The organism is Thiomonas islandica, assembly GCF_055383445.1.
The window spans coordinates 2,150,770-2,173,178 of the sequence record NZ_AP042391.1 but is presented as its reverse complement, the minus strand read 5'-3'; the positions used below and the strand labels follow the sequence as shown (position 1 = coordinate 2,173,178).

23 protein-coding genes and 1 other RNA gene are annotated in these 22,409 nt (G+C 65.5%); 15 read left to right on the top strand and 9 right to left on the bottom strand.

Annotation, left to right across the window (positions count from 1 at the left end):
* The first annotated feature begins 280 nt into the window (after window positions 1-280).
* The 15 genes from ACZ47F_RS10705 to ACZ47F_RS10635 all read left to right on the top strand — a co-directional run bounded on the left by ACZ47F_RS10705 (window position 281) and on the right by ACZ47F_RS10635 (window position 13,281).
* Complete coding sequence (locus ACZ47F_RS10705; RefSeq protein ID WP_464924699.1) at window positions 281-1,063, top strand: 4'-phosphopantetheinyl transferase family protein; 783 nt, start codon at window positions 281-283, stop codon at window positions 1,061-1,063.
* Window positions 1,060-1,887, top strand: coding sequence for a serine aminopeptidase domain-containing protein (locus tag ACZ47F_RS10700; protein WP_464924698.1), 828 nt, complete (start codon window positions 1,060-1,062; stop codon window positions 1,885-1,887). The genes ACZ47F_RS10705 and ACZ47F_RS10700 overlap by 4 nt, the downstream gene beginning before the upstream one ends.
* Entirely contained in the window at window positions 1,880-2,782 is a 903-nt protein-coding gene (locus ACZ47F_RS10695) for an alpha/beta fold hydrolase (RefSeq protein WP_464924697.1), read from the top strand. The genes ACZ47F_RS10700 and ACZ47F_RS10695 overlap by 8 nt, the downstream gene beginning before the upstream one ends.
* On the top strand, window positions 2,779-3,909 hold the full coding sequence (locus tag ACZ47F_RS10690; RefSeq protein WP_464924696.1) for a glycosyltransferase family 2 protein: 1,131 nt from the start codon (window positions 2,779-2,781) through the stop codon (window positions 3,907-3,909). The genes ACZ47F_RS10695 and ACZ47F_RS10690 overlap by 4 nt, the downstream gene beginning before the upstream one ends.
* Window positions 3,906-4,712 (top strand): polysaccharide deacetylase family protein, encoded by an 807-nt coding sequence (locus tag ACZ47F_RS10685; RefSeq protein WP_464924695.1) that lies wholly within the window; start codon window positions 3,906-3,908, stop codon window positions 4,710-4,712. Before ACZ47F_RS10690 ends, ACZ47F_RS10685 begins: the two co-directional genes overlap by 4 nt.
* Before the next feature lie 73 nt (window positions 4,713-4,785).
* Entirely contained in the window at window positions 4,786-6,324 is a 1,539-nt protein-coding gene (locus tag ACZ47F_RS10680) for an O-antigen ligase family protein (protein WP_464924694.1), read from the top strand.
* On the top strand, window positions 6,308-7,474 hold the full coding sequence (locus ACZ47F_RS10675) for a glycosyltransferase (protein ID WP_464924693.1): 1,167 nt from the start codon (window positions 6,308-6,310) through the stop codon (window positions 7,472-7,474). The genes ACZ47F_RS10680 and ACZ47F_RS10675 overlap by 17 nt, the downstream gene beginning before the upstream one ends.
* Before the next feature lie 3 nt (window positions 7,475-7,477).
* The gene (locus ACZ47F_RS10670) at window positions 7,478-8,326 is read left to right on the top strand and encodes a polysaccharide deacetylase family protein (RefSeq protein ID WP_464924692.1); all 849 of its coding nucleotides are present in this window, start codon (window positions 7,478-7,480) and stop codon (window positions 8,324-8,326) included.
* A complete protein-coding gene (locus ACZ47F_RS10665) occupies window positions 8,323-9,495 on the top strand; it encodes a glycosyltransferase (protein WP_464924691.1) in 1,173 nt (390 codons plus the stop codon). The genes ACZ47F_RS10670 and ACZ47F_RS10665 overlap by 4 nt, the downstream gene beginning before the upstream one ends.
* Entirely contained in the window at window positions 9,492-10,250 is a 759-nt protein-coding gene (locus ACZ47F_RS10660) for a YdcF family protein (protein ID WP_464924690.1), read from the top strand. The genes ACZ47F_RS10665 and ACZ47F_RS10660 overlap by 4 nt, the downstream gene beginning before the upstream one ends.
* 19 nt (window positions 10,251-10,269) lie before the next feature.
* Window positions 10,270-10,983 carry a bifunctional 2-polyprenyl-6-hydroxyphenol methylase/3-demethylubiquinol 3-O-methyltransferase UbiG gene (gene ubiG / locus ACZ47F_RS10655; RefSeq protein ID WP_464924689.1) on the top strand — a complete coding sequence of 238 codons (714 nt, stop codon included), beginning with the start codon at window positions 10,270-10,272 and terminating at the stop codon, window positions 10,981-10,983.
* Window positions 10,983-11,651, top strand: coding sequence for an HAD family hydrolase (locus tag ACZ47F_RS10650; protein ID WP_464924688.1), 669 nt, complete (start codon window positions 10,983-10,985; stop codon window positions 11,649-11,651). Before ubiG ends, ACZ47F_RS10650 begins: the two co-directional genes overlap by 1 nt.
* 45 nt (window positions 11,652-11,696) lie before the next feature.
* Window positions 11,697-12,056: a transfer-messenger RNA gene (ssrA, locus tag ACZ47F_RS10645) on the top strand.
* 446 nt (window positions 12,057-12,502) lie between these two features.
* Window positions 12,503-12,781, top strand: coding sequence for a type II toxin-antitoxin system TacA family antitoxin (locus tag ACZ47F_RS10640; RefSeq protein ID WP_464924687.1), 279 nt, complete (start codon window positions 12,503-12,505; stop codon window positions 12,779-12,781).
* Window positions 12,778-13,281 carry a GNAT family N-acetyltransferase gene (locus ACZ47F_RS10635; RefSeq protein WP_464924686.1) on the top strand — a complete coding sequence of 168 codons (504 nt, stop codon included), beginning with the start codon at window positions 12,778-12,780 and terminating at the stop codon, window positions 13,279-13,281. Before ACZ47F_RS10640 ends, ACZ47F_RS10635 begins: the two co-directional genes overlap by 4 nt.
* A gap of 46 nt (window positions 13,282-13,327) precedes the next feature.
* Here ACZ47F_RS10635 and fliN read toward each other — a convergent pair whose 3' ends face one another.
* The 9 genes from fliN to fliF form a co-directional block, all read right to left on the bottom strand.
* Window positions 13,328-13,777: a flagellar motor switch protein FliN gene (gene fliN, locus ACZ47F_RS10630; RefSeq protein WP_464924685.1), complete on the bottom strand. Its 450-nt coding sequence runs from the start codon at window positions 13,775-13,777 to the stop codon at window positions 13,328-13,330.
* A 15-nt stretch (window positions 13,778-13,792) separates the two neighbouring features.
* Window positions 13,793-14,821: a flagellar motor switch protein FliM gene (gene fliM, locus ACZ47F_RS10625; RefSeq protein WP_464924684.1), complete on the bottom strand. Its 1,029-nt coding sequence runs from the start codon at window positions 14,819-14,821 to the stop codon at window positions 13,793-13,795.
* Window positions 14,822-14,853: 32 nt separating this feature from the next.
* Window positions 14,854-15,423, bottom strand: coding sequence for a flagellar basal body-associated FliL family protein (locus ACZ47F_RS10620; protein ID WP_464924683.1), 570 nt, complete (start codon window positions 15,421-15,423; stop codon window positions 14,854-14,856).
* 161 nt (window positions 15,424-15,584) lie between these two features.
* Window positions 15,585-16,892, bottom strand: coding sequence for a flagellar hook-length control protein FliK (locus tag ACZ47F_RS10615; protein WP_464924682.1), 1,308 nt, complete (start codon window positions 16,890-16,892; stop codon window positions 15,585-15,587).
* A 70-nt stretch (window positions 16,893-16,962) separates the two neighbouring features.
* Window positions 16,963-17,454: a flagellar export protein FliJ gene (gene fliJ / locus ACZ47F_RS10610; protein WP_464924681.1), complete on the bottom strand. Its 492-nt coding sequence runs from the start codon at window positions 17,452-17,454 to the stop codon at window positions 16,963-16,965.
* Window positions 17,455-17,558: 104 nt separating this feature from the next.
* Window positions 17,559-18,893, bottom strand: a complete 1,335-nt coding sequence (gene fliI, locus ACZ47F_RS10605) for a flagellar protein export ATPase FliI (protein ID WP_464926624.1) — start codon at window positions 18,891-18,893, stop codon at window positions 17,559-17,561.
* 44 nt (window positions 18,894-18,937) lie between these two features.
* Window positions 18,938-19,672 (bottom strand): FliH/SctL family protein, encoded by a 735-nt coding sequence (locus tag ACZ47F_RS10600; RefSeq protein WP_464924680.1) that lies wholly within the window; start codon window positions 19,670-19,672, stop codon window positions 18,938-18,940.
* Between the two features lie 37 nt (window positions 19,673-19,709).
* Window positions 19,710-20,726, bottom strand: a complete 1,017-nt coding sequence (gene fliG, locus ACZ47F_RS10595; RefSeq protein ID WP_464924679.1) for a flagellar motor switch protein FliG — start codon at window positions 20,724-20,726, stop codon at window positions 19,710-19,712.
* Complete coding sequence (fliF, locus tag ACZ47F_RS10590) at window positions 20,716-22,395, bottom strand: flagellar basal-body MS-ring/collar protein FliF (RefSeq protein WP_464924678.1); 1,680 nt, start codon at window positions 22,393-22,395, stop codon at window positions 20,716-20,718. Before fliF ends, fliG begins: the two co-directional genes overlap by 11 nt.
* Window positions 22,396-22,409 lie beyond the last annotated feature (14 nt).

Here is a 22,409-nt window from a genome sequence, read left to right as displayed (position 1 = left end):
CAACACAGCAGACCGCCCGCAGCCCTGGATGTGCAGTGCGCGAGGGACTTGTTCTGCTGTGTTGCCTTAACAGGCCCTAACAGGCCGTTGAAAAACTACTGCGGTGGGCCATCCTCGCGACGTTTTTCAACGGCCTGCTAAATCCCCTGCCCGACAGGGGGCGCCAATCGATCGTCTCCACCCAGTCGCCCCCGTTTGATGGGATTGTCTGCGGCCTGCGGTCGCCCGCATGATATGGATTCGGACATGCCTCGAATCGAGCGTTCGCTCCGCTAAAACCATGCTCGCCGCCACTTCGACCGCTTCGCCCCATGACTTGCCGCTGCTGGCCTGCAAGCCTCAGCACCTGTGCGCTGCGGTAACACGCTTGCCACCGGCGGGCGAGGTGCAGGTCTGGGAGCTGGATTTGGACCGGCCACCTGCGGATGCCGCCGCATGGCTGGACACGGCCGAGCAGGCGCGAGTGCAGCGCCTCGTCCACGCCCTGCATCGCCGCCGCTACATCGCTGCGCATGGGTGGATGCGGCGCGTCCTTGCCCATCATCTGGACTGCGCCCCGCAGGAACTGCGCTTTGTCAGCGGCCCCTGCGGCAAGCCCGCCCTGCACGACGCCAGTGCTCTGCGCTTCAACCTCAGCCACAGCAGCGAGGTCGCGCTGCTTGCCCTGACCACGGGGATGGAGATCGGCATCGACATCGAAGCGCTGCGCCCGGGGCTGCCCGACGCGGCGCTTGCACAAGGCGCGCTCACACCCGCCGAACTGGCCGAATTCAAGCAACTGCCGCCCGCCCAACGCACCGCGGCGTTTTTTGGCTGCTGGACAGCCAAGGAAGCCTGCATGAAAGCGCTTGGACTCGGTCTGGCGCTCGAACCTCGGGGTCTGCATGTCGGGCTGCGCACACGACGTCGGCAGGTGCAAGTGCATCCCGCGCCGGGCGCAGCCGCGCTTGACCTCCTACCGCTGGCTTGCCGCAGCGGCTATGCCGCAGCGCTGGCCTGCACAGACCGCATCACCCGCTTGACCCGGCACACCGCCGACATCCTCGACCACAGACCGACATGACTCCGGTGCGCATCAACAACCACGGGCGCGAGCTCGTGGGCCTCTACCTCGAGCCGTCTGCCGAACTGTCACCGCGGCACCACGCGGTGCTGCTGTGCAATCCGTTCGGGCAGGAGGCGATTCGGGCGCACCGGCTGTACCGGGTGATGGCCGACCGGCTGGCCGCCGCAGGCTACTACGTGCTGCGCTTCGACTACTACGGCAGTGGCGATTCGGCCGGAGACGACACTGACTGGGATCTGCTGGGCAGCATCGACGACGCACAGGCCGCGCTGGCCGAGCTGCTGCGCCGCAGTCATGCGCCGCAGTGGTCGGCGGTCGGTCTACGCCTGGGTGGCACCATCGCACTGGAGACCGCGCGGCGCGCCGCGCAGCCGGCGCAGGTGCTGCTGCTGATCGAGCCGGTGCTGGTCGGCAAGGACTACCTCGACGATCTGGGCACCTCCAGCCAGATCGCGCTCGGCCGGGGTTACGGCGTGCGCTGGCCGCTGAGCGCGGCCTTGCGACGTAGCATGCTGCCCGAGCCGCAGACAGAAGCGCTGGGCTTTGCCCTCACCGCGGCCTGCCGTGCGCAAATCGGGGCGATCACCCCGGCGCGGCTGCTGCCCGTGCCGGCAGAACATTTGAGCCTGCTCGTAACCGATGCGGCGCAGACCGCAGACGCGCTAGCGCAGGCCGGCGTGCAGCTGCCCGCCCAGGCGCGCATCGGCAACAGCGCAGCCCGGATCGACTGGGCCACTGACAGCGCCGCCGCCACGGCCATCGTGCCGATGCACTGGATCGGTCACCTCCTTCACGCGCTTGTCCAGCCCGCGCATGCTTGAGACCACCATGACCTTCGGGCCGCAGGGCGGTCTGCTCGGCACCGTCTCTTTTCCGGCCAACGGCTCGGCGTCCATCCCCCGGTTCGGTGTGCTGCTGTTCAACGCCGGAGTGATTCACCGTGTCGGCTCGCACCGACTCAACGTCAAGCTTGCGCGCGCTCTGGCCGCCGACGGCATCGCCACCCTGCGCTTCGACCTGCACGGTATGGGCGACAGCATGCGCGCCGATGGGCGTCTGTCGTACAAGGAGCAGGTGGTAGCCGACCTGTGCGCCGGCATGGACCTGCTGCAAAACATCACCGGCGCGCGGCATTTCGCCCTGGTGGGCTTTTGTTCTGGCGCCCTGCCCAGCTATTGGTGCGCCCAGGCCGACGCGCGGGTCAGCGCCATCGTGCTGTACGACGCGCTGTCCTTCGCCACGCTGCGCAGCAGGCTGCGCTATATCGGGGTGCGCCTGATGCACCACGGCGTCGGGCCAAAGGCCTGGGCCACGTGGACCCGCGCGGTGATGCGCGGCCTGGCCGCAACTGTCGCCCGCGCCCGCCAGCGCCTACGCCATGTCGGCCTGTCCGTCCTGCCAGACGGCCGCGGCGCCGACGCAGACATGGACGAACGCATCGATCCCCACACCCTTGGCCAGAGCCTGCTGGCGCTGGCGCAGCGGGGCACGGGCGTGATGGTGTTCAGCGCGGGAACCGATTACAGCGCAGTCAACTACGCCGGTCAGCTGCGCGAAACGCTCGGGCTGCGGCACACCGCGCACGACCGCCTGCTGTTCGCGCATCTCGCAGACATCGACCATGCGGTCACAACCCGCGTGGCCCAGCAACAGTGGATCGACACGGTGCGGCGCGGTTTGATGCAACTCGCCCCGGTGCAGGAGGCGGCGCCATGACCGCAGCCGTGGTGTTCTGGGCTGCGACCGTGTTCGTGCTCTACACCTATGCGGGCTACCCGCTGCTCATCAGCCTGCTGGCCCGGCGTCGCGCGCTGCCCGACTGCCCCCTGCTCGACGATGCCGCACTGCCGCCGATCACCGTGGTCATGGCCGCCCACAACGAAGCCGCGCGTCTACCCGCCAAGATCGCCAACCTGCGCGCGCTCGACTATCCGCAGCATCGGGTCGAGATTTTGGTCGTCTCCGACGGCTCGACAGACGACACGATCGAAGTGCTCGCCCGCACCCCTGGGGTACGCACCCTGAGCTATGCCCAGCGCTGCGGCAAGGCGCACGCGCTGAACCTGGCGCTGGCAGCGGTGCGTACCGAATTCGTCGTGTTCTGCGATGTGCGTCAGACGCTTGAGCCGGGCGCGGTGCGCCGGCTGATCTCGGATTTCTGCGACCCTGCGGTTGGCGCGGTCAGCGCCGAGCTGGTCCACCGCCCCAGCGCCACGCAGACCGGGCAGAACATCGGCCTGTATTGGCGTTACGAAAAAGCCATCCGCAAGGCCGAAAGCCGCTTCCACTCCACCGTTGGCGCGACCGGCGCGCTTTACGCCATCCGCAAGGCGGACTACCAGCCCCTCGCGCCCGGCACCATTCTCGACGACTTCGAAATTCCGATGCAGATCACACGCAAGGGCAAACGCACCCTGCTCGAACCGCGTGCCCTGGTCTACGACCTGCTGCAGACCGAATCGGCGGCCGAGAAGAAGCGCAAGATTCGCACCCTGACCGGTAATTTCCAGACCTTTTCGAGACATTTTTGGCTATTCAACCCGGCGCGCAACCCGGTATGGTTCCAGTTCATGTCACACAAGGTATTCAGACTGCTGGTGCCCTACGCCCTCGTCCTGACCCTGCTCTCCAGCGCCGTGATGCCCTCGCCGCTCTACCGCCTGGCCCTGCTGCTGCAGCTTGGTTTTTATCTGCTTGCGGCGCTGGGGCAATGGGTGCCCGCAGCACGGCGCAGCCGCGTGGTCAGCTTCGCCCACGTGTTTTTCGACATGAACGCCGCCGCCATGCTGGCTTTGCTGCGGTTCCTCTCGGGCCGCGTCGATGCGAGGTGGGAAAAGATATGAAGCGCCTGAGCATCCTGATGTACCACGCCCTGTACACCAACGCGGTGCAGCAGCAGGCCATCGACCCCGCCGATCGGCCCTACGCGGTGTCGGTCGACCGCTTTGCGCGGCAGCTCGATCTGCTGCTGGCGGCGCAAATCCCGGTGGTCTGTCCAAAGCGCATCGAGCAGACCGCCGAACCCTTGCCGGGCGGCGTGCTGCTGACCTTCGACGACGGCCACGCCAGCAATGCCGAGCTCGCACTGCCCCTGTTGCAGGCGCGCGGCATGCGTGCGCTGTTTTTCATCACCACCGACTTCATCGGCAGGCGCCCGGGGTTCTGCACCTGGGACCAGGTACGTGCCCTGGCGCGGCAGGGCATGACCGTAGGCGGCCATGGTCAAACCCACCGCTTTCTGGGCGATCTGCCCAGCGGCGCGCTGCGTGCGGAACTGGAGCAATCGCACGCCCGGCTGGAGCAGGAATTGCAGATTCCCATCCAGCAGATGTCCTTTCCCGGCGGGCGATACGACGCGCGCTGCCTGCAGCTTGCCCGTGCGGCGGGCTACAGCGTGCTGCATGGCTCTGCGGTCGGTGCGCTACCTGCGGGTGGGACGCTGCCGGCCCAACCGCTGCCGCGGCTGGCCATCCGCGCCGGCACGACCGACCGTGCATTCCTTGATTTCGCCCGCGGCGCGCCGCTGTCGCTGCTGCGCGGGCAGGCGCTGTCGCAGGTCAAGACTTGCGCCCGGCAGATCATCGGCAACCAGCGCTATCACCGCCTGTACGCGCTGATCAGGGGCGCACAAGGACCGTCGTCATGAAGCCGTCCGCCGCTTTCCATCGCGACCTGCGCACCCGCGACACGTCGTCGCGCACTCGAAGGAGGACTGCCCGGTGAGCGTCATCAGCCCGCATCCGCGTCACAAACCCGGGGTGCAGAGCAACCGCCGCGTTGCTGTCGCTCAGCCCAGCTCCATACCGGCGCCGCCCGCATCCGCCCAAGCCGACTGGGTCGGGGCCGCGCTGCGTTCGACCCTGTGGCTGCTGGCCGTGCCGGCGCTGTTCGTACTGAGCATTATCGTATTCAAGCTGCATCCGGGGAAAATCGGGCTGTACGGTTTCGCGCTGTTTTTCGGCGCCCTGCTTCTGGTGCAGCTGCGCAAGGGTCCTGAGCCGCTTCTGGCACTCATGGTGATCTATTACCCGCTGAGCAAGCTGTACCCCGTGCTGCTCGCGCCCGGTCTGAATGGCACCAATCTGCTCGAACTGCTCGTCATTGCGGTGTGGGTCGCGCTGGCGATCAAGCACAAGAAAAAATGGCTCCAACCCTTTGCCTTCACCCGGCTGGTAGGCATCTGGTTCTGGCTAGCCGTAGTATCGATTTTCACCGCGATCCTGCGCATCGGTCTGCATCCTTTCATCTGGAACTATCTGCTGTCGGTTCGTGGATTTTTCGACCAGTTCATCGTGTTCTTTCTGGTGGTCAACCTGATCCAGGACAAGAATATGGCAAGGCGGTTGGTGATCTACATGATGTTTTCCGCCGCGGTCATTTTCCTCTACGGTATCCAGGAATGGTGGTTTACCCGCGGCGCCAGCAGTATCGAAAAATCGCGCCTGCTCGGGCCGGTCGGTCAGCCCAACGAGTTTGCCGCACAGATCATCTACGCCTTCGCGCCGTTTCTGGCATACGGCGCCTACTATTTTCCGCGCTGGAAATCGCTGCGTCTGTCGCCCATCGTGTTCATTGGTCTGCGGGTGCTTCTGGCGGCCTTTTCCCGCGCTGCCTACCTGGCGTTCGCTATGGAGCTGTTCACGCTGTCGTTTGTCAAGAGCAAAAAGTTTTTCGTGCTAGTGCTACTGGTGCTGGGGTCGATTTATTTTTTCATCCCGGCGCTGGTGCCCAATTCGATGAAGGCGCGGGTCGAGCAAACTTACCAGGACCGGGAATCGGGAGCAACCATCGACAAAAGCGCCGATTCGCGTTTTCTGCTGTGGAACGCCGCGATCGAGATGAGCAAAGAATCGCCAATTTTCGGTAAGGGATTCGATCAATTCCACAGCCTGGTGCCAAGTTATGTCCCGGGGTTTTACGACGGCTCCACCGGCGGTGCGACAGACAACCAGAACATGTTTCTCTACACAGCAGCGAACATGGGTCTTCCCAGCCTGATCGTGCTGCTGCTGATCATCGGCCTGCTCGCCTGGCGCGGCTGGCTCCTGTATCGCAAGGCCATGCTGGACATCGACCGCATCATCGGCCTGGGTGCGGTGACCATGGTGGCGGGATTGATCGGGGTGAATATGTTCGGCACCCATTTGATCGATACCGCGGTAGACATCTTTTTCTGGATTTACCTCGCGGTGGTGGCACGGCTGTATCCCCCACAGGACATTCCACCGGGACCCACGCAACATGGCACGCGCAGATAAACCCTCCCCGCTGATCGTCCACATGATCGACGAGCTGCCGCGCGACGGCGCGGAAATGCTGCTGGTCGATCTGATGCGGCTGCGCGTACCGGGCTATCGCTACCAGATCGCCTGCCTGATTCGCGGCGGGCCGCTGGATCAGGAGTTCGAGCGGCTTGGGGTACCGGTGAAGATTTTCGGCCGTCGCGGCCGGATCGATCCGGGGCTGGTGCTGCGTCTGGCGGCCTGGCTACGCAGGGAGCAGGTGGACGTGGTGCACACCCATCTGTTCACGGCCGATACCTATGGCCGCCTAGCAGCGCGGCTTGCGGGCGTTCCGGCGGTGTTTTCCACCGTGCACAACACGGTCAATCCCTGGAAAGGTGCCGGGCGCCACGCGATCGACCGGCTGCTTGCCCGACTGAGCACTGCGGTGGTGGGTTGCAGCGAAGAGGTGACGCAGACCCTGGCCCGGCGCTACCGCATCCCCGTGCGCAAGCTGGTCGCCATTCCGAATGGCATCGACCTGCGCAAGTTTTCCAGCGCCAGCGGTGCCGGAGTGCGCGAGGAATTCGGCCTGCCTCCAGATCGCCTGCTGATTGGCGTGGTGGGCAGGCTGCATGCACAAAAGGCGCATGCCGACCTGTTTCGCGCGCTGGCCCTGCTGCCACAAGCACGCGCAGGGCAACTGGCCTGCCTGGTCATCGGCACGGGCGACCTGCTCGCGCCGCTGATGCAGCAGGTGCGGGAGCTGGGCCTGGAGCGCTGCGTGCAGTTCACCGGCATGCGTCAGGACATCCCGCGGCTGGTCGCGGCGCTAGACGTCTTTGTCATGTCCTCGCACTGGGAGGGCCTGCCGATTGCGCTGCTCGAAGCGATGGCCAGCGCCAGGGCGGTGCTGTGCACCCGGGTGGGCGGCATTCCGGATGTGGTGGTCGATGGCGACAACGGGCTACTGGTTGACGCGCAGGACATACCCGCGCTGGCGCAGGGGCTGGAGCGCCTCCTGCACGACGCCGCGCTGCGACAGCGGCTGGGCCAGCGTGCGCGCGAGACGGTGATGGCGCGTTTCGACGTCTCGCACACGGCCGCGGCGTACAACCAGCTGCACAGCCAGGCGCTTGGGCTGCCGCTCGCCAGCAGCCCGGTGCAGGTGGCCCGGGCGGACTGAATCATGCGCAAACTGCTCGCCACCGTCTTTCTGCCCCAAGCCCTGTTGCGCAACGCCTGGCAGCCGGGGCTGCGCATTCTGATGTACCACCGGATCGCATCCGTCGACACCTATGACCAGCTCACTGTTTCACCGGACCGCTTCGCCCAGCAGATGGAGGAGCTGGCACGGCATGCCGTGGTCAGCCTGGAGCAGGGGCTGCAGGCGCTGCAATCCGGCCCGCTGCGCGCGCCGCTATTTGCCGTGACCTTCGACGACGGCTACCTAGACAACCTCACTGAGGCACTGCCGGTGCTGCAACACTACCGCATTCCGGCCACCATTTTCGTCACCACCCGGTTCTGCGACCAGGCGACCAGCCACCCGCGCTACCGCAACCCCGGCGGGCAGCGCCTGCACCTGAACTGGGACGAAGTGCGGCAGCTAGCGCGCATGCCCGGCATGACCATCGGCTCGCATACTCTGACCCACCCGTATCTGCCCACCCTCGCCGAGGACACGGCGCAACAAGAAATTGCCGCCAGCCGTACGGAAATCGCAGCACATCTGCACCGATCGGTCGACTTGTTCTGCTATCCGTCGGGTGACCTGAGCGAGCGGGAAGTGGCGCTGGTGCAACAGGCCGGTTATGCCGCGGCGGTTAGCGTGGCGCCCGGGGTCAATCACCGCCACACTAACCGGTTCGCGCTGCGACGCACCGAAATCACCGACCGCGACGACCTGCCGATGTTCCGTCTCAAACTGGCCGGGGCGTTCGACCCCATCCACCAGATTTTGCATGCGCGGCGCACCCGTCGCTTTGCACGCAGGCACCTCAAGCCCAGTCCAACCCTTCAGACCAAGCGACCATGAACATCCTTTATCTGATGACCGAACCGTTCGGCATCGGCGGCGTGCAGTCCGACGTGCTCACCCTCACCGAAGACCTCACCGCCAGGGGACATCGCGTCTATGTCGCCACCACCCAGGGCGTGCTGCTGCAGGAGCTGATTGGCAAGGGCGCGATCCATGTGGACATCGACTTTCATTTCAGCGGCGCGGCGCAATTCCTCCGCGCGCTGCGGCTGCTGCGGCAGGTAGTGGCCCGCGAGGGCATCGAACTCGTTGCGCCGCAGTCGGTGCGTTCGTCGATGGTGGCCGGCGCGGCGCTGCGCTTGATGCCCTCTGGCGATCGCATTGCGGCAACCTCGAGGCGAGTGCCCATCATCACCACCATCCACAACATCCACAACCCCAAGAACTTCAAATGGGCCGGCCGCATCCTGCGGCACAGCGCAGACTTTGTGATTTTCGAGTCACACTACGAGCGCAACCGCCTGCTGTCCCACGGCCTGCCCGCCGAGCAGTCTGTGGTCATCCACAGCGGCATCGACCTGGACCGCTTTGCCACCGCGACGCGCAGCGCCGAGTTCGCGCAGCGCTACGGTCTGGAGCCGGGACGGCATCTGGTGTTTGGCATCGTCGCCCGGCTGTCGGAAGAAAAGGGCCACAACTATCTGGTCGAGGCGTTTGCACGTGTTGCCCGGCAGACGCCCGAGGCCCGCCTGCTCATCGTTGGTGACGGCCCTCTGCTCGAACAGACCCAGACACAGGTTGCCCGGCTGGAGCTGCAAAATCAGGTGATCTTCGCGGGGATGCAGCGCGACATCCCGTCGCATCTGGCGCTGCTCGATGTGTTCGTGCTGTCGTCCACCCGCGAGTCGTTTCCGTTGTCTGCGCGCGAAGCGATGGCCGCCGGTCGTTGCGTGATCGCGCCGCGTATCGGCGGCTGCGGCGAAGTGGTCGAAGACGGCGTCACCGGTCTGCTGTTCACCGCGGCGGATGTCGACGATCTGGCCGCCAAGATGATCACGCTCACCGACCGCACTACGGTCAGCGCCATGGGAACGGCCGGCCGTCGGCGTGCCGAACGTCTATTTTCCCGCCATGTCTGGGTTGAAGGCGATGAGCGTGTGTATCTGCAATGGGCAGGAATTGCGCCACGCGCCGCGCCGGCGGCGGCGATGTCCCGAGCGCGTTGAAATACACCCTGGAACTCCTGCTGTCGCCGGTCGGCGCCACCTGCTGCGGTCTGATCGCGCTGACCGTGCTGGTGAGTGTGCGCCCGCACCGCCTCATGCTGCGCGTGCTGGTGTATGCCACGACTGTGGTTTTCCTTCTCGCCAGCATGCCGCTGACTGCCAACCTCGCGCTGGGTGTGCTCGAACGCAAGGCCAGCGCCGAAAAAGTTTGCCCTGCCCCACCGTCTGGCAGTGTGCTGGTCGTGCTGGCCGGCGGCGTCAACGGCAACCCGACCGACACTAATGACGTCGCTGCACTGAAGGCTTCCAGCCTGCGCCGGACACTGTCCGCAGTGCAACTGGCACAACAGGTGCCGGCAAGCATGCTGCTCATTTCCGGCGGCTGGGGCAAAACGGTGCGTGAGGCCGATCTGATGGGCACACTGGCGCGCCAGATGGGCTTTCCTTCGGCACGCATCGAATTGGACACCCTGTCCAGAACGACCTACCAGTCTGCAGTCAACCTGCGCGCGCGCCTGCAACGCATCCCACCCCGGCAGCGCTATCTGGTCACCTCGGCCGACCACATGCCGCGGGCGATGATGGCATTTGCCCACGAGGGGCTGACAATGTGCGCGTGGCCGGTCGATGACGAGGCACTGCCGCTGCATCCGCTGGACATGCTGACCCCGCAGCTCAGCGCCCTGGAAAAGTCCACACGGGTCTTGCATGAAATGCTGGGAATGCTCTACTACCGCCTTGTCAAGTTTCAGTGAGGCGCGCAGGACACGCACCATGACCACCCCCACAGACCACAACGTCGAGACGGCCGAAATCGACAAATTCAGCGCCCTGGCCCACCGCTGGTGGGACGAGCACGGCGAATTCCGCCCGCTGCACCTGCTCAACCCGCTACGTCTGCAGTGGATTCGCAGCCATACCGAACTCCGCGGCAAGGCCGTGCTCGACATCGGCTGCGGCGGCGGCATTCTGTGCGAATCCATGGCCGCCGCGGGCGCGCATGTCACCGGAATCGATCTGGCAGAGGCCGCACTGCAAGTCGCCCGGCTGCATGCGCTCGACGCGCATCTGGACATCGACTATCGGCTCATCAGCGCCGAGCGCCTGGCGGCCGAGTCGCCCGGCGCGTTCGACCTGATCACCTGCATGGAAATGCTCGAACACGTGCCCGATCCGGCCTCCATCCTCAGATCGGCGGCCCGGCTCCTGAAGCCCCATGGCTGGCTGTTCATCTCCACCATCAACCGCACTGCGAAGGCCTATCTCGCCGCGATTGTCGGCGCCGAATACATCCTGCGCCTGCTGCCGAAGGGCACGCACGACTACGCCAAATTCCTCCAGCCCTCCGAGGTTTCCTCCATGGGCCGCCAGTGCGGACTGGACACGGTCGACATCGCTGGCCTGCACTACCAGCCGCTGACCCAACGCTTTCGGCTGACCACCGATCCCAGCGTCAACTACCTGATGGCTCTGCGCCCGGCCGCCTGATGACGCGCCCGCGCCCCATTCAGGCCTGCCTGTTCGATCTGGACGGCACCCTCGCCGACACCGCCCCGGATCTGACCGCCGCGCTCAACCACGTCCGCGCAGAGCACGGGCTGCACGCCCTGCCTCTTGAAGTGCTGCGCCCAATGGCCTCACATGGTGCACGCGGCCTGCTCGCCGTGGGCATGCAGGTACAGCCTGACGATCCCCGCTACCCCGCACTCAAAGATGCGTTCCTCGCCCGCTACCGCGCGGCGATCTGCGTGCACACCACCCTGTTCGACGGGGTCGAGACCCTGATCGACCGGCTACACGCCGCGGCAATCCCATGGGGTATCGTCACCAACAAACTCAGCACCTACACCGATCCCCTGGTTGCGCAGCTGCCCTGGCCACACCCGCCCGGATGCGTCGTCAGCGGCGACTCCGCTGCGCGCCCCAAGCCCGCACCCGACCCCCTGTTCCTGGCCGCGCGGCAGCTAGGTGTGATGCCGCAGCACTGCCTGTATCTCGGTGACGATCTGCGCGACATCCAGGCCGCGCGCGCAGCAGGTATGCACGCCATCGCCGCGGCATACGGCTACTGCGGCCCCACCAGGCCCACCACCTGGTGGGCAGACGCCATCATCACCCACCCCCTTGAATTGTTGGCCCTGGACCTCATGTCCTGAACACGACCTGCACTGCGCCGCGCGGGCCTACAATTCAATTCCTTCGGGGCCGACCCGGTTTCGACGTGGATCACAAAACAGACAGGTGCATGCCGAGCCCCAGTACGCTCGATAAACCACTGGAAACAAAGTAACTGCGAACGACTCTTCGTACGCACTCGCCGCCTAAACCCGGCGAGCCTCGCAACGGCTGGCCGATGGGCCGGGGTGGCAACACCTGCGAGGTCATTCACATTGGCTCGAATCCGGTCAGGCCACATGACCGGGTTTTAAACCCAGTGGCTCGCTGCTGCCGAAGCGCGTCCGTCCGCGTCGGCAGGGTTAAAACCAAACGGCGACACTAAGCATGTAGATCCTGCTGTGGAGGATTCGCGGACGGGGGTTCAATTCCCCCCGGCTCCACCAATAAATGAAACCCCAACCTTTCTCGGTTGGGGTTTTTTCTTGCCCGATCGCGCCGGTTCCTGCGAACTCGTGCGGCTTCCTGCGCAAGCCTGCGGACTTCGCCCGCCACCCGAATTGGCCGTTCCTGGCCACATTCCACTCTCTCCTTGCTATTCCTCGCTCCGACCTCGCTCCCTGAAACTGGCCCAAAGTCCGCAAAGACCACAAGTCACCCCTATACAGATCAAAGAGCTACGCGCGGACGAATCAAGCGGTTGGATTGCGGCATTGGGGGGCGAAGGAAACTCTGCGGTTGCGTTTTGTCGGTAGTTGTCGATCGCTACCGACACATTGCAACACGGATGTACCTGCTTGCATGATGGCCAAGACAAGAAACGCCTTGTCAGGACAATGTCCGGACGACTACAATAAGGGCATCCAAGATCTGGATCTGTCCGGAGGGCACCATGAGCACCCTGAATCTTTCCAAGACCGAACGCATTGACGTTCGTGCAAGCGCGCCGGTCAAGCAGCTGTTGCAAGAAGCGGCGCGCGCCTGCCACAAGAACGTCAGCGAGTTCCTGCTCGACGCAGGCGTGACGGCGGCCGCGCAGACGCTGGCGGATCGTCGCCAGTTCGTGCTGAGTGATGCGCAGTGGCAGGCCTTCCACGAGGCGCTGGACCGCCCGGTGCAAAGCAAGCCGCGCCTGAAGAAGTTGCTGCGTGAACCCGGGGTGCTGGATTGAGAAATGGCTACTCACCCGTTCGAAAGCTGGCCGCGACCGATCAGGTCGATGCGTTCGACTGCGGTGAGAATGCACTGAACCAGTTCCTGCAGCGCTACGCACTCGTCAACCAGAAGGCCAATAGCGCGCAGACTTACGTCTGTTGCCAGGGTGACGTGGTGGTGGGGTTTTATAGCCTCGCGGTCGGCAGCGTCGATCCGGAGGCTGCGCCGTCAAAAGTGATGAAGGGGCTGGCGCGTCACCCGGTACCGGTCATGATCCTGGCCCGGCTCGCGGTGGACAAGGCGCATCAGCGTAAAGGCTTGGGCCAGGCCTTGCTCAAGGATGCGCTGCTGCGCACCGCACAGGCCGCCGACATCGCCGGCATCCGCTGCCTGTTGGTCCATGCCAAGGACGATGCAGCGCGGCAGTGGTACGAATCGTGGGAATTCGAGCCCAGCCCGACTGACCCGTACCATCTGTTCCTGGTGCTCAAGGATCTCAAGGGCATGTTGAGCTAAGGGGCGTCTTCGCCTCAATATCCCAGGGCGTTGCGTGAGAAACGGGTCAACCCAGCCGCCTGGCGCGTTCGGTGGGGCTGACGATGTCGGTGAGGCGAATACCGAATTTGTCGTTGACCAGCACCACTTCCCCGCGCGCGATCAAAAAGCCATTGACCAGCACGTCCATCGGTTCTCCAGCCAGCCGGTCTAGGTCGACCACAGAGCCTTGCGCGAGCTGGAGCAGCTCACGGATCTGGATCTTGGTGCGGCCGAGTTCGACCGACAGCGTCACAGGGATGTCCATCACCAGATCAAGCTGAGTGTTGGGCATCGAGCCGACTGGCTCGGCATGCAGCTCGGCAAAGGGTGCGGGTTTGACTTGGGGCGGAGGCGCCGGCCCAACAGTCGCAGCCGCAGCTGCGCTGTCGGTTGCGACACCCTGCTCAGCCAAGGCCGCGCCCCAATCGGCCATGTCGTCGGCGGCCCGGGGGGCGGTGGTGGGATCGTCTGCCATGCGAAGTCCTGCGGGTTACGGGATCGGTATGGAGGCTGCGCTGCCATGGGGCAGGAGCTGTGCCTTTTCCGGCACCTCGGGGAAGAGCTGCTGTCGGATCTTGAGCGCCATCTTGTCGTCGTGCCGGCCGTATTCCCCGACCAGCACGGGAATGCCATCGACCTTTGCCACCACAGTCTCGGGCATTTCGACAGGCAGCACATCGCCCACGCGAAGGGTCAGCAGTTCGCGCACGAGGATCTGGCGTTGAAGCAACTCGACCCGCATCTCGACCTCGGCTTCGCGCATTTCGGTCTGCAGCGCCCTGACCCAGCGATGATCAATCTCGCTGCGGTCGGTGGTCATGCCGGTTGTGAGCTGATCTCGGATTGGCTCGATCATGCCGTAGGGAATGCAGACATGCAGGCTGCCGCCGCCGCCTTCGAGCTCGATGTTGAAGGTGGAGATGATAACCACCTCGGTCGGCGTGGCGATGTTGACGAACTGCGGGTTGACCTCGGAGCGGGTGACCTCGGGCTCGAGAGGCAGGACAGGCGACCACGCGGTCTTGTATTCCTTGAACACCATATCGAGCATGCGCTTGATGATGCGCTGCTCCAGCGGGGTGAAGTCGCGGCCTTCGATGCGTGCATGAAACCGCCCGTCACCGCCGAAGAAGTTGTCGACCACGCTGTAGATCAACCGTGGGTCGAAGATGAACAGCGCCGTGCCGCGCAGCGGCCTCATTTGCACCAGGTTCAGGTTGCTCGGCACGACCAGACCGCGGATGAATTCGTTGTATTTAGTCAATCGCACCGATGACACCGAAATCTCGGCCGAGCGGCGCAGAAAGTTGAATAGGCTCACCCGCCACAGCCGGGCGAACCGCTCGTTGATGACCTCTAGCGTGGGCATGCGCCCGCGCACGATGCGGTCCTGGCTAGCCAGATCGTAAGGACGCACCCCGCCCTGCTCTTCGGGTGGCGGGTCAGGCGCGGGTTCGTCGCCGGCGATGCCGCCGAGCAGCGCGTCGACCTCGTCCTGGGAGAGAACGTCCTGCACCATGTCAGCTCCGTGCGACCGCCCGCCAGCTCATCTCACTGCACGACGAAGGCGGTGAAGTAGACTCCGTCGATCGGCGCGGCATCGTGCCCCGCCCCGCTGTGCGCTGCGCCGCCCCCACTGCCGTGGCCGCCGTCTGCAGCGATTGCCGCGGGCGCCGCTTCGAGCACCTGGTTGACCGCGCGCAGGATGTCATGGCGCAGGCGGTCTTGCCCTTCGACGGTTTCAACCGTGTCGGTCGATTGCGCTGCGAGGATGCGCAGGATGTTGTTGCGGAGTTCGGGAGTCATGAGCTTGACCTTGGCTTCAACGGAAGGGTCGTAGGTCTTGAGGTCGATCTTGACCTGCAGGTAATGCACCGCGCCATCGGTACTGCGCAGATTGGTGACGAACGGCTCCATGCTGATGAATCGCATGTTCTTGGCGCGCTCGGCAGCTGCCTGCGCGGCCAGTTCTGCCGCGGTCGGCATCGCCCTGGGCTTCATCAGGAAAAACGCCGCAGCACCTCCTGCGGCCATCAGCACGATGACTGCGACCAGGATCAGGATGATGAGCTTGGTCTTGCCACCGCCTTTTTCCTTGCCCTTGGACTCTTGTTCTGCCATTCCCGACTCCCGATGTGCTGTGGACGGCGCGCAAGACGCGCCCTGGATTCGCTTGCGTGGCAGGCAATGCCACTTCACCTATCGGGATAACGGCACGTACCCGCGGGTTTTGAAGCGGCCTGCCGCAGCAAACCACCTGCGCGCGGTTCCGCGTATGTGGCTCAGACATATGTGTTCACCATCCCTTGTTGCCAGCGCGCTGGACGCGCCGCAGTGCTCGCGACGGGCCCGGCACCGACCGGATCCAGCGCGATCGGGCTGACCACGCCGCGCGGCGCGCGAGGCGGGGGTTGGTGCCCGCCCTGCCCGCCTTGCGGGCTGACTGAGGCCTGGCTGAGTGACAAGCCGGCGCTGCCCAGCAGATCGCGCAACTGTGGCAAGGCCGCCTCCACCGCTTGCCGCACCACCGCATGCGCCGAGACGAATTGCGCCTGGACTAGGCCGTCGTGCAATTGCAGATGGACTTCGAGCGGCCCGAGCTGCGGCGGGTTCAAGTGCAGGGTAGCGAGTTGCTGCTGCCCTTGCGCAGCGAACAGCACCTGCTGGCTCACCGCCGCGCCCCAATCTGGCGTGCCCACGGGCGGATGCACGGTCGCAGGCAGTGCCGTCTGCACGGCTTGCATCACAAGGGGCAGGGTCTGCGGTACGAACTGAGCGGGCACGGCAGGCAGGGCTGGCAGCGACTTGGGCACCACAGGCCCGATGTGTTCAGACCGAGCCTCGATTTGCGCAGCGGCAAGGCTGGCTTGTTCTGCATGTTCTGGCAAGAGCGCGTTCACGGCAAACGCCGCGGGCGCCTGTCCTTGACGCGCCACGAGCCCCCCAGTGCTCATCGCCGAATGATCCGGGAACCGCGACGCCGGGGCGGCAGCAGGCCCTTGCACGACGGTTTCGGCGGCCTGCACCAGAGTCTGTGCGGGTGGCATGGCGCCCTGTCCGGCGGCGGAGGCTTGCGCGGCCTGCTGTGCTGGCGCTGCCGACGCGGGTAGGATGGGAGAGCCAAACGGGGCCGGCATGCCTGGTGCAAGAGCCTGCGCCATGGGCGCATCTGCGGCTGCAGTTCTGCGCTGTTCGAGCGGCAAAGTCTTGCCGCCTGGGGTGTCCGGCGTTGCCGCTGGCATCGCCACTGCGGCAGGTAAGATCCAAGCGGTGAGGCCCGCCAGCTGCGCCACCGCGGCAGGATCGCGCAGCCGCCCGTCTACTGTCTGGATCGGCGGTCTGTCGCCGTCGCTGGCCCCGCCGGCTAGGCTTTGGATCGGCGGCCTGGGTGCCAGCTGCAGCGACATGTCGTCTGCCTCGGTCTGCTGTGCCCCGACAGGATGCGCAGACGGACCCGGCGTTTGCCCCGCGCGGGCCAAGGCATCGGCAAACCGTGGCGCTGCGTCCGATGGCGCGGCTGTTGGCGACGCAGATGCGGCCTCGGCAGATGGCGCTGCCGGCATGGACAGGGTGGCGGAAATCAGCGGCATGGTGGCGGTTCAGGCATCGGCATGCCCATCCAAAGCAAAACCTGCGCCAGCACTGGGCAGGGGCGCCGAGCTACAGATTGGAGCGCTGCTGGGAACTCGGCAGAAACTGCGAGGCGCGGCGTACTGCCCACTCCTGAAGGTTTTTCAGGGCACTGCGTTTTTGCACTAGACGGCTTTGCGCCTGATGTTGCTCGATCAGCACCGCAAAGGCTTTTTCGCGCTGGCGGGCGGCAGCCCACTGCGCCGTAAGTTCGGCCAGACGCTGCTGCTGACGGGTCAGCTCGGTGCGCTGCGCGGCGATTGCGGCGTCGATACGGTCGACGAAACCGCGCAGATCGCGCACCTGGCTCCAGGGCGCACCAGCCGCCCCCAGTGCCGCGATTTGCTCCCGGTATTGCGCGACGTAGCTCTGCAGCTGCTCGAGCTTGGCCTGCGCCGAGCGTATGTGCTCCTGCTGTTGGCCCACCGCCTGACCTGCGGCCTGGCTGGTTTGTTCCGCCTGCGCATGCAGGGTTTGCAGGGTGTCCAGCCGTTGCATGTCTGCGGTACCGTGTGGGCTCATGTCTGATGCATTGGATGCGATGGTGAAAGTGTAAACGGGACCACTGTGTAAACGGGACCACTGACCGCGTCACCCGGCAGAGACCGATTGCGCGGCTGCGCGCGTCAAATTCCCGACGAGTCGGGTATATACGGCGCCATCAGATCCGCCAACGCCTGCCGGCTTTGCTGCAGGTCGACCGCCGTATGCATGTCCTGCATCAGAAAATCGCGAATGGCAGCATGCGCCTGCACCGCCTGATCGAGCTGCAGGTCGGCGCCCGGAGTGTAGGCGCCAACCGCAATCAGGTCTTGATGGCTGGCGTAGCGTGACTGCATTTCCTTGAGCTTCTGCATGCGGCGCAGCTCCGCAGGGCTGGCGATCGCTGGCATCACCCGGCTGATCGACGACTGCAAGTCGATTGCCGGGAAATGCCCCTGCTCGGCAAGCCGCCGGCTGAGCACAATGTGGCCATCGAGAATCGCGCGCACATTGTCAGCCACCGGGTCTTGCTGGTCATCGCCCTCCATCAGCACGGTGTAGAACGCGGTGATACTGCCGCCACCTTCAGGGCCGTTGCCGGCACGCTCGATCAGAGCAGGCAGCTTGGCGAACACCGAGGGCGGAAAGCCGCGCGCCGCCGGAGGCTCGCCAGCAGCCAGTGCCACTTCGCGCAGTGCCAGGGCGTAGCGGGTGATAGAGTCCATCAGAAGCAGCACGTTCCGCCCCTGGTCGCGGTAGTACTCGGCCATTGCAGTGGCCAAGCGCGCGCCGCGAATGCGGGTCAGCGCCGGGGCGTCGGCCGGAGCGGCAATCACCACCGCGCGTTCGCGCCCCTGCTCGCCGAGGATATCCTCGATGAATTCCTTGACCTCACGCCCGCGCTCGCCGATCAGCCCGACCACGATGATGTCGGCATTGGTGTTGCGCGCCATCATGCCCAGCAACACGCTTTTGCCTACGCCGCTGCCGGCAAACAGCCCCATGCGCGCGCCGCGGCCGACGGTGAACAGGGCGTTGATCGCGCGCACGCCCACGTCGAGCGGCTGGCGCACCAACGCGCGGTCGAGCGGGTTGATCGGCCTGGCCGACAGTGTGGTGTAATCCGATGCGAGCAGCGGACCGGCCCCGTCCAGCGGCCGGCCGTTGCCGTCGAGCACCCGTCCGAGCAGTTCCGGGCCGACCGGAATGCGGATGTCACCCGGCACCGGATGCACCCGCGCGCCAGGCGTCAACCCCTGCACCTCGCCCAGTGCCATGAGCTGCACATGATCGCCGTTGAACCCCACTACTTCGGCGTCGATGAAGCGGCTGTGCTCGGTACTGATGCGGCAGCGTTCGCCCAGACTGACCTCCAGCCCCTGCGCCTCCAGGATCAGCCCACGCACCCGCACCAGGCTGCCACTGTAGACCATGGGCCGCGTACCCCCTGTCTGCAGCCGCCGCTGCAGGCTTTGCAGACGGCTTGCCGCGCCCGGCAGTCGGGACCAGACCTGGGACGCGCTCACTGCAAACCCTCTTCGAACAACCGGGCCATGACCTGGCGCCAGCGCTCTTCGATCCGCAGATCGAGCTCGCTGACGGTGTCGCGGTTGCGTGCGCGCCAACGTCGGTCGGGCGTGGCAACCTGCCCGGGCGGTACGGACTGGACGATCAGGTCGCCGCGTTGCAGGTGTTCGTCGGCCAGCAACACCACGCCGCTGGCTTCGAGCTCGGGTGCTGCGGCCTGCAGTAGTTCGACGTCGAGCGGATGCAGTCGCAACCCCGGACTAGCGGCCTGCGCAGGGCATGCGGCCAGCGCCTTGCGCACGATGGGCAGGATCATCTCGGGCTGGGTGCGCACATCGTGCAGCACGACCTGTCGCGCCAGTTCCAGCGCCAGCGCCACCACCGCGGTTTCGGCCTGCGCATCGAGCTCGGCCACCGGCTGGGCCAAGCGCTCGGCCAGGCTGCGCAGCGTTTCACGCTCGTGCTGCGCCTGCGCACGGCCGGCCGCCAAGCCCTCGGCGTAACCTGCGGCATACCCCTCGCTGTAGCCTTGCGCGTGACCTGCCGCCCTGCCCTCCTCGCGCCCCTGCGCCTCTGCCTGGGCGTAGACCGCCTCGAACTGCTGCATGGTCGGCGGCCCGGCGCTGGTCTTGCGCTCCAGACCCTGGCCGGATGCCTCCTGCGCCGCCACATCCTGCGGCTGCCAGCGCCTGGCCGAGGCGGCCTGTTCGCGGGGAATGATGCGGGTCATGGCGCGCGGGAGAAGTCAGTGGTAGCGCGGCACAGGGTCAGCCCACCAGCGCCTCGCCACTGCCGCCGCCAAGCTGAATCTGCCCGGCGGCTTCTAGGCGCTGCGCGATCTGCAGGATTTCCTTCTGGGCCGCCTCGACCTCGCTGAGCTTGACCGGGCCCTTGGCCTCCATGTCGTCGCGCAACATTTCGGCAGCCCGCTTGGACATATTGCTCAGGAACTTGTCCTTGAGCGCATTGTTCGCTCCCTTGAGGGCAAGGATGAGGGTTTCGGACGAAATCTCGCGCAGCAGCGTTTGCATGCTGCGGTCGTCGATGTCGATGAGATCGTCGAACACGAACATCTGGTCCTGCACCTTGGTCGCCAGCTCCTCGTCCTGCGCGCGCAGATGTTCCATGATGCTCGAGGAAAGCGCCGTTTCCACCCGGTTGAGAATCTCCGCAGTGACCTTGGGCCCACCGACCGTACTGACTTGCACACTTTGCGAATCGCCCGAGAGCTGCTCTTCGAGCGCCTCGTTGAGCTCGCGCAGTGCACTGGGCTGCAGCCCATCGAGTGCAGCCAGCCGCAGCATGGCCTCGGCACCCTGACGCTCGGGCAAGAAATGCAGCACTTCGGCGGCCTGTTCGGGGTCGATGTAGGCCAGCACCAACGCCACCACCTGCGGATGCTCGAGCTTGATCAGCTCGGCAATGGCGCGTGGCTCCAGCCATTTGAGGTTTTCCAGGCCGCTGGACTCGCCGCCGTGCAGGATGCGCTCGATCAACGAGTTGGCGCGCTCGCCTCCCAGCGCCTTGGTCAGCGCGCTGCGCAGAAACTCGCTGGCGCCCAGTCCGAGCGCGGTCTGCTGCTCGAGCTTGGCGCGGAACTCGCGCATCACCTCGTGTGCCTGGTCAGTGCTCACTCGGTTGAGCCTGGACATGGCCATCCCCAGGCGCTGCACCTCACGTGGAGCGAGATGGCGCATGATTTCCGCCGCTTGATCTTCGCCCAGACTCAGCAGCAACACCGCAGCCCGGTCCAGCCCGGTGAAATCAGCGTGCTCACTTGCCATCGGACAGCCACTCCTTGACCACCTGTGCCGCCCGCCGCGGGTCTTGTTTGACCAGCTCGCGCGACACGGCAATGTCGGACTCCAATGTGTTGCTCAGATGTACGGTGTCTGGTGCCAGTGTTCCCGGCATGCTGGCGGCAGCTGACTCGGGCGCAGCGCCCGGCGCGGACACCGGCTCTGTCGTCTGAGCAGGCACGGCCTGCTCGGGCTCGACTGCCACGCCAAGCCGGCTCTTGCCGCCGGCCCCGGCCGACTTGCGCATGGCGCGGTAGGCCAGCAAGCCCAGAACCAACGCAATCGCATAAGGCGCCGCCTGCCGCACCCCATCCCACAGCCAGGCCTGACGCCACCATGGCAGGGTCTTCTCTGCCTCTTTCTGCGCCGCTGTGAAGGGCAGATTGATCACGCTCACCTTGTCACCACGCTGGCTGCTGAAGCCGATGGCGTTTTCCACCAGTTGTTTGATCTGGCCGAGTTGCGCCGAAGTGAGCGGCGCCGGTTTGCCTCCACGGGTCTGATCGTTGACCAGGACCGACACCGACAGTCGCTTGACCGTGCCCACGGGCAGCTGGGTGTGGCTGACGGTCTTGTCCAGGTCGTAATTGGTCGTCGCCGAGGAACTGGCCGAGGTCGGCGCCAGGGTCTTGAGGCTGGGCGCGATCTGGGTGAACTGCTGCGGGGTGAGCGGCGCCGACGCCGATCCCACGGTGAACGGCGCAGTTACCCCGCCCGGTGGCTGGTTGGACAGCGCGCCAGGCACACCGGCGGGCAGCGTTCCGTTGCCAGTGGAGTTGGTACTTTGCTGCTGCTGGCTGAGCACATGGCCCTGGCCGTAGACCACCGAGCTGGATTCGGTCTTGGAAAAGTCGATGTCGGCTGACACCGCCACGCGCACCCCGTCGCTGCCCACCAGCGGCGCCAGCAGCGCCTCGATCTGCTTGCGATACTGCTGCTCGACCGTGTTGCGGTAGGCCAGTTGCTCGGGCTGGATGCCGCTGTCTGCGCGCGGCCCTGCGGTGAGCAGATTGCCGTCCTGATCGACCACACTGACATTCTGGTCACTCAGCCCCGCAACCGCCGAGGCCACCAGATGCACGATGCCCGCGACCTGCGCGCCGCTGAGCACCCGCCCGGGATAGAGCTTGAGCAACACTGAAGCCGAGGGCTTTTCGCTCTCGCTCAGGAACACCGAGGGCTTGGGAATGGCCAAGTGCACCGTGGCCGACTCCACCGCCGAAAGCGATTCGATGGTGCGCCCGAGCGACCCCTCCAGCGCCCGCTGGTAGTTCACGCGCTCGACGAACTGGCTGGTCCCCATCGGTTCGTTGTCGAGCACCTCGAAGCCCACGCCAGCTCCCTTGGGCAATCCGCTGGCCGCCAGTTTCATGCGGGTGGCGTAGACCTGTTGCGCCGGTACCTCGATCACCGCACCGCCGCCGGTAATGCGGTAGGGGATGCCGAGTTTTTGTAATTCGCCGATCACCGCACCGCCATCGCGCTCGGACAGATTGGTGTAGAGGACCTGATAGTCGAGCCGGCTGCTCCACAGCAGGGTGACGACGATCAGCGCAATCAACGCAGCCAGCCCCGCCAGCCAGGTCAGGCGCTGGTTCATGTTCATGCGGCGAAAGGTTCCCAGCGGGTCTTGCAGCGCGGCGGTGGTGGCCATGGCGGAGCGTCAAA

Coding starts and splice junctions, on each gene's coding strand:
- ACZ47F_RS10705 (WP_464924699.1), top strand. CDS start 281: ATGCTCGCCGCCACTTCGACCGCTTCGCCCCATGACTTGCCGCTGCTG.
- ACZ47F_RS10700 (WP_464924698.1), top strand. CDS start 1,060: ATGACTCCGGTGCGCATCAACAACCACGGGCGCGAGCTCGTGGGCCTC.
- ACZ47F_RS10695 (WP_464924697.1), top strand. CDS start 1,880: ATGCTTGAGACCACCATGACCTTCGGGCCGCAGGGCGGTCTGCTCGGC.
- ACZ47F_RS10690 (WP_464924696.1), top strand. CDS start 2,779: ATGACCGCAGCCGTGGTGTTCTGGGCTGCGACCGTGTTCGTGCTCTAC.
- ACZ47F_RS10685 (WP_464924695.1), top strand. CDS start 3,906: ATGAAGCGCCTGAGCATCCTGATGTACCACGCCCTGTACACCAACGCG.
- ACZ47F_RS10675 (WP_464924693.1), top strand. CDS start 6,308: ATGGCACGCGCAGATAAACCCTCCCCGCTGATCGTCCACATGATCGAC.
- ACZ47F_RS10670 (WP_464924692.1), top strand. CDS start 7,478: ATGCGCAAACTGCTCGCCACCGTCTTTCTGCCCCAAGCCCTGTTGCGC.
- ACZ47F_RS10665 (WP_464924691.1), top strand. CDS start 8,323: ATGAACATCCTTTATCTGATGACCGAACCGTTCGGCATCGGCGGCGTG.
- ubiG (WP_464924689.1), top strand. CDS start 10,270: ATGACCACCCCCACAGACCACAACGTCGAGACGGCCGAAATCGACAAA.
- ACZ47F_RS10650 (WP_464924688.1), top strand. CDS start 10,983: ATGACGCGCCCGCGCCCCATTCAGGCCTGCCTGTTCGATCTGGACGGC.
- ACZ47F_RS10640 (WP_464924687.1), top strand. CDS start 12,503: ATGAGCACCCTGAATCTTTCCAAGACCGAACGCATTGACGTTCGTGCA.
- fliN (WP_464924685.1), bottom strand. CDS start 13,777: ATGGCAGACGATCCCACCACCGCCCCCCGGGCCGCCGACGACATGGCC.
- fliM (WP_464924684.1), bottom strand. CDS start 14,821: ATGGTGCAGGACGTTCTCTCCCAGGACGAGGTCGACGCGCTGCTCGGC.
- ACZ47F_RS10620 (WP_464924683.1), bottom strand. CDS start 15,423: ATGGCAGAACAAGAGTCCAAGGGCAAGGAAAAAGGCGGTGGCAAGACC.
- ACZ47F_RS10615 (WP_464924682.1), bottom strand. CDS start 16,892: ATGCCGCTGATTTCCGCCACCCTGTCCATGCCGGCAGCGCCATCTGCC.
- fliJ (WP_464924681.1), bottom strand. CDS start 17,454: ATGAGCCCACACGGTACCGCAGACATGCAACGGCTGGACACCCTGCAA.
- ACZ47F_RS10600 (WP_464924680.1), bottom strand. CDS start 19,672: ATGACCCGCATCATTCCCCGCGAACAGGCCGCCTCGGCCAGGCGCTGG.
- fliG (WP_464924679.1), bottom strand. CDS start 20,726: ATGGCAAGTGAGCACGCTGATTTCACCGGGCTGGACCGGGCTGCGGTG.
- fliF (WP_464924678.1), bottom strand. CDS start 22,395: ATGGCCACCACCGCCGCGCTGCAAGACCCGCTGGGAACCTTTCGCCGC.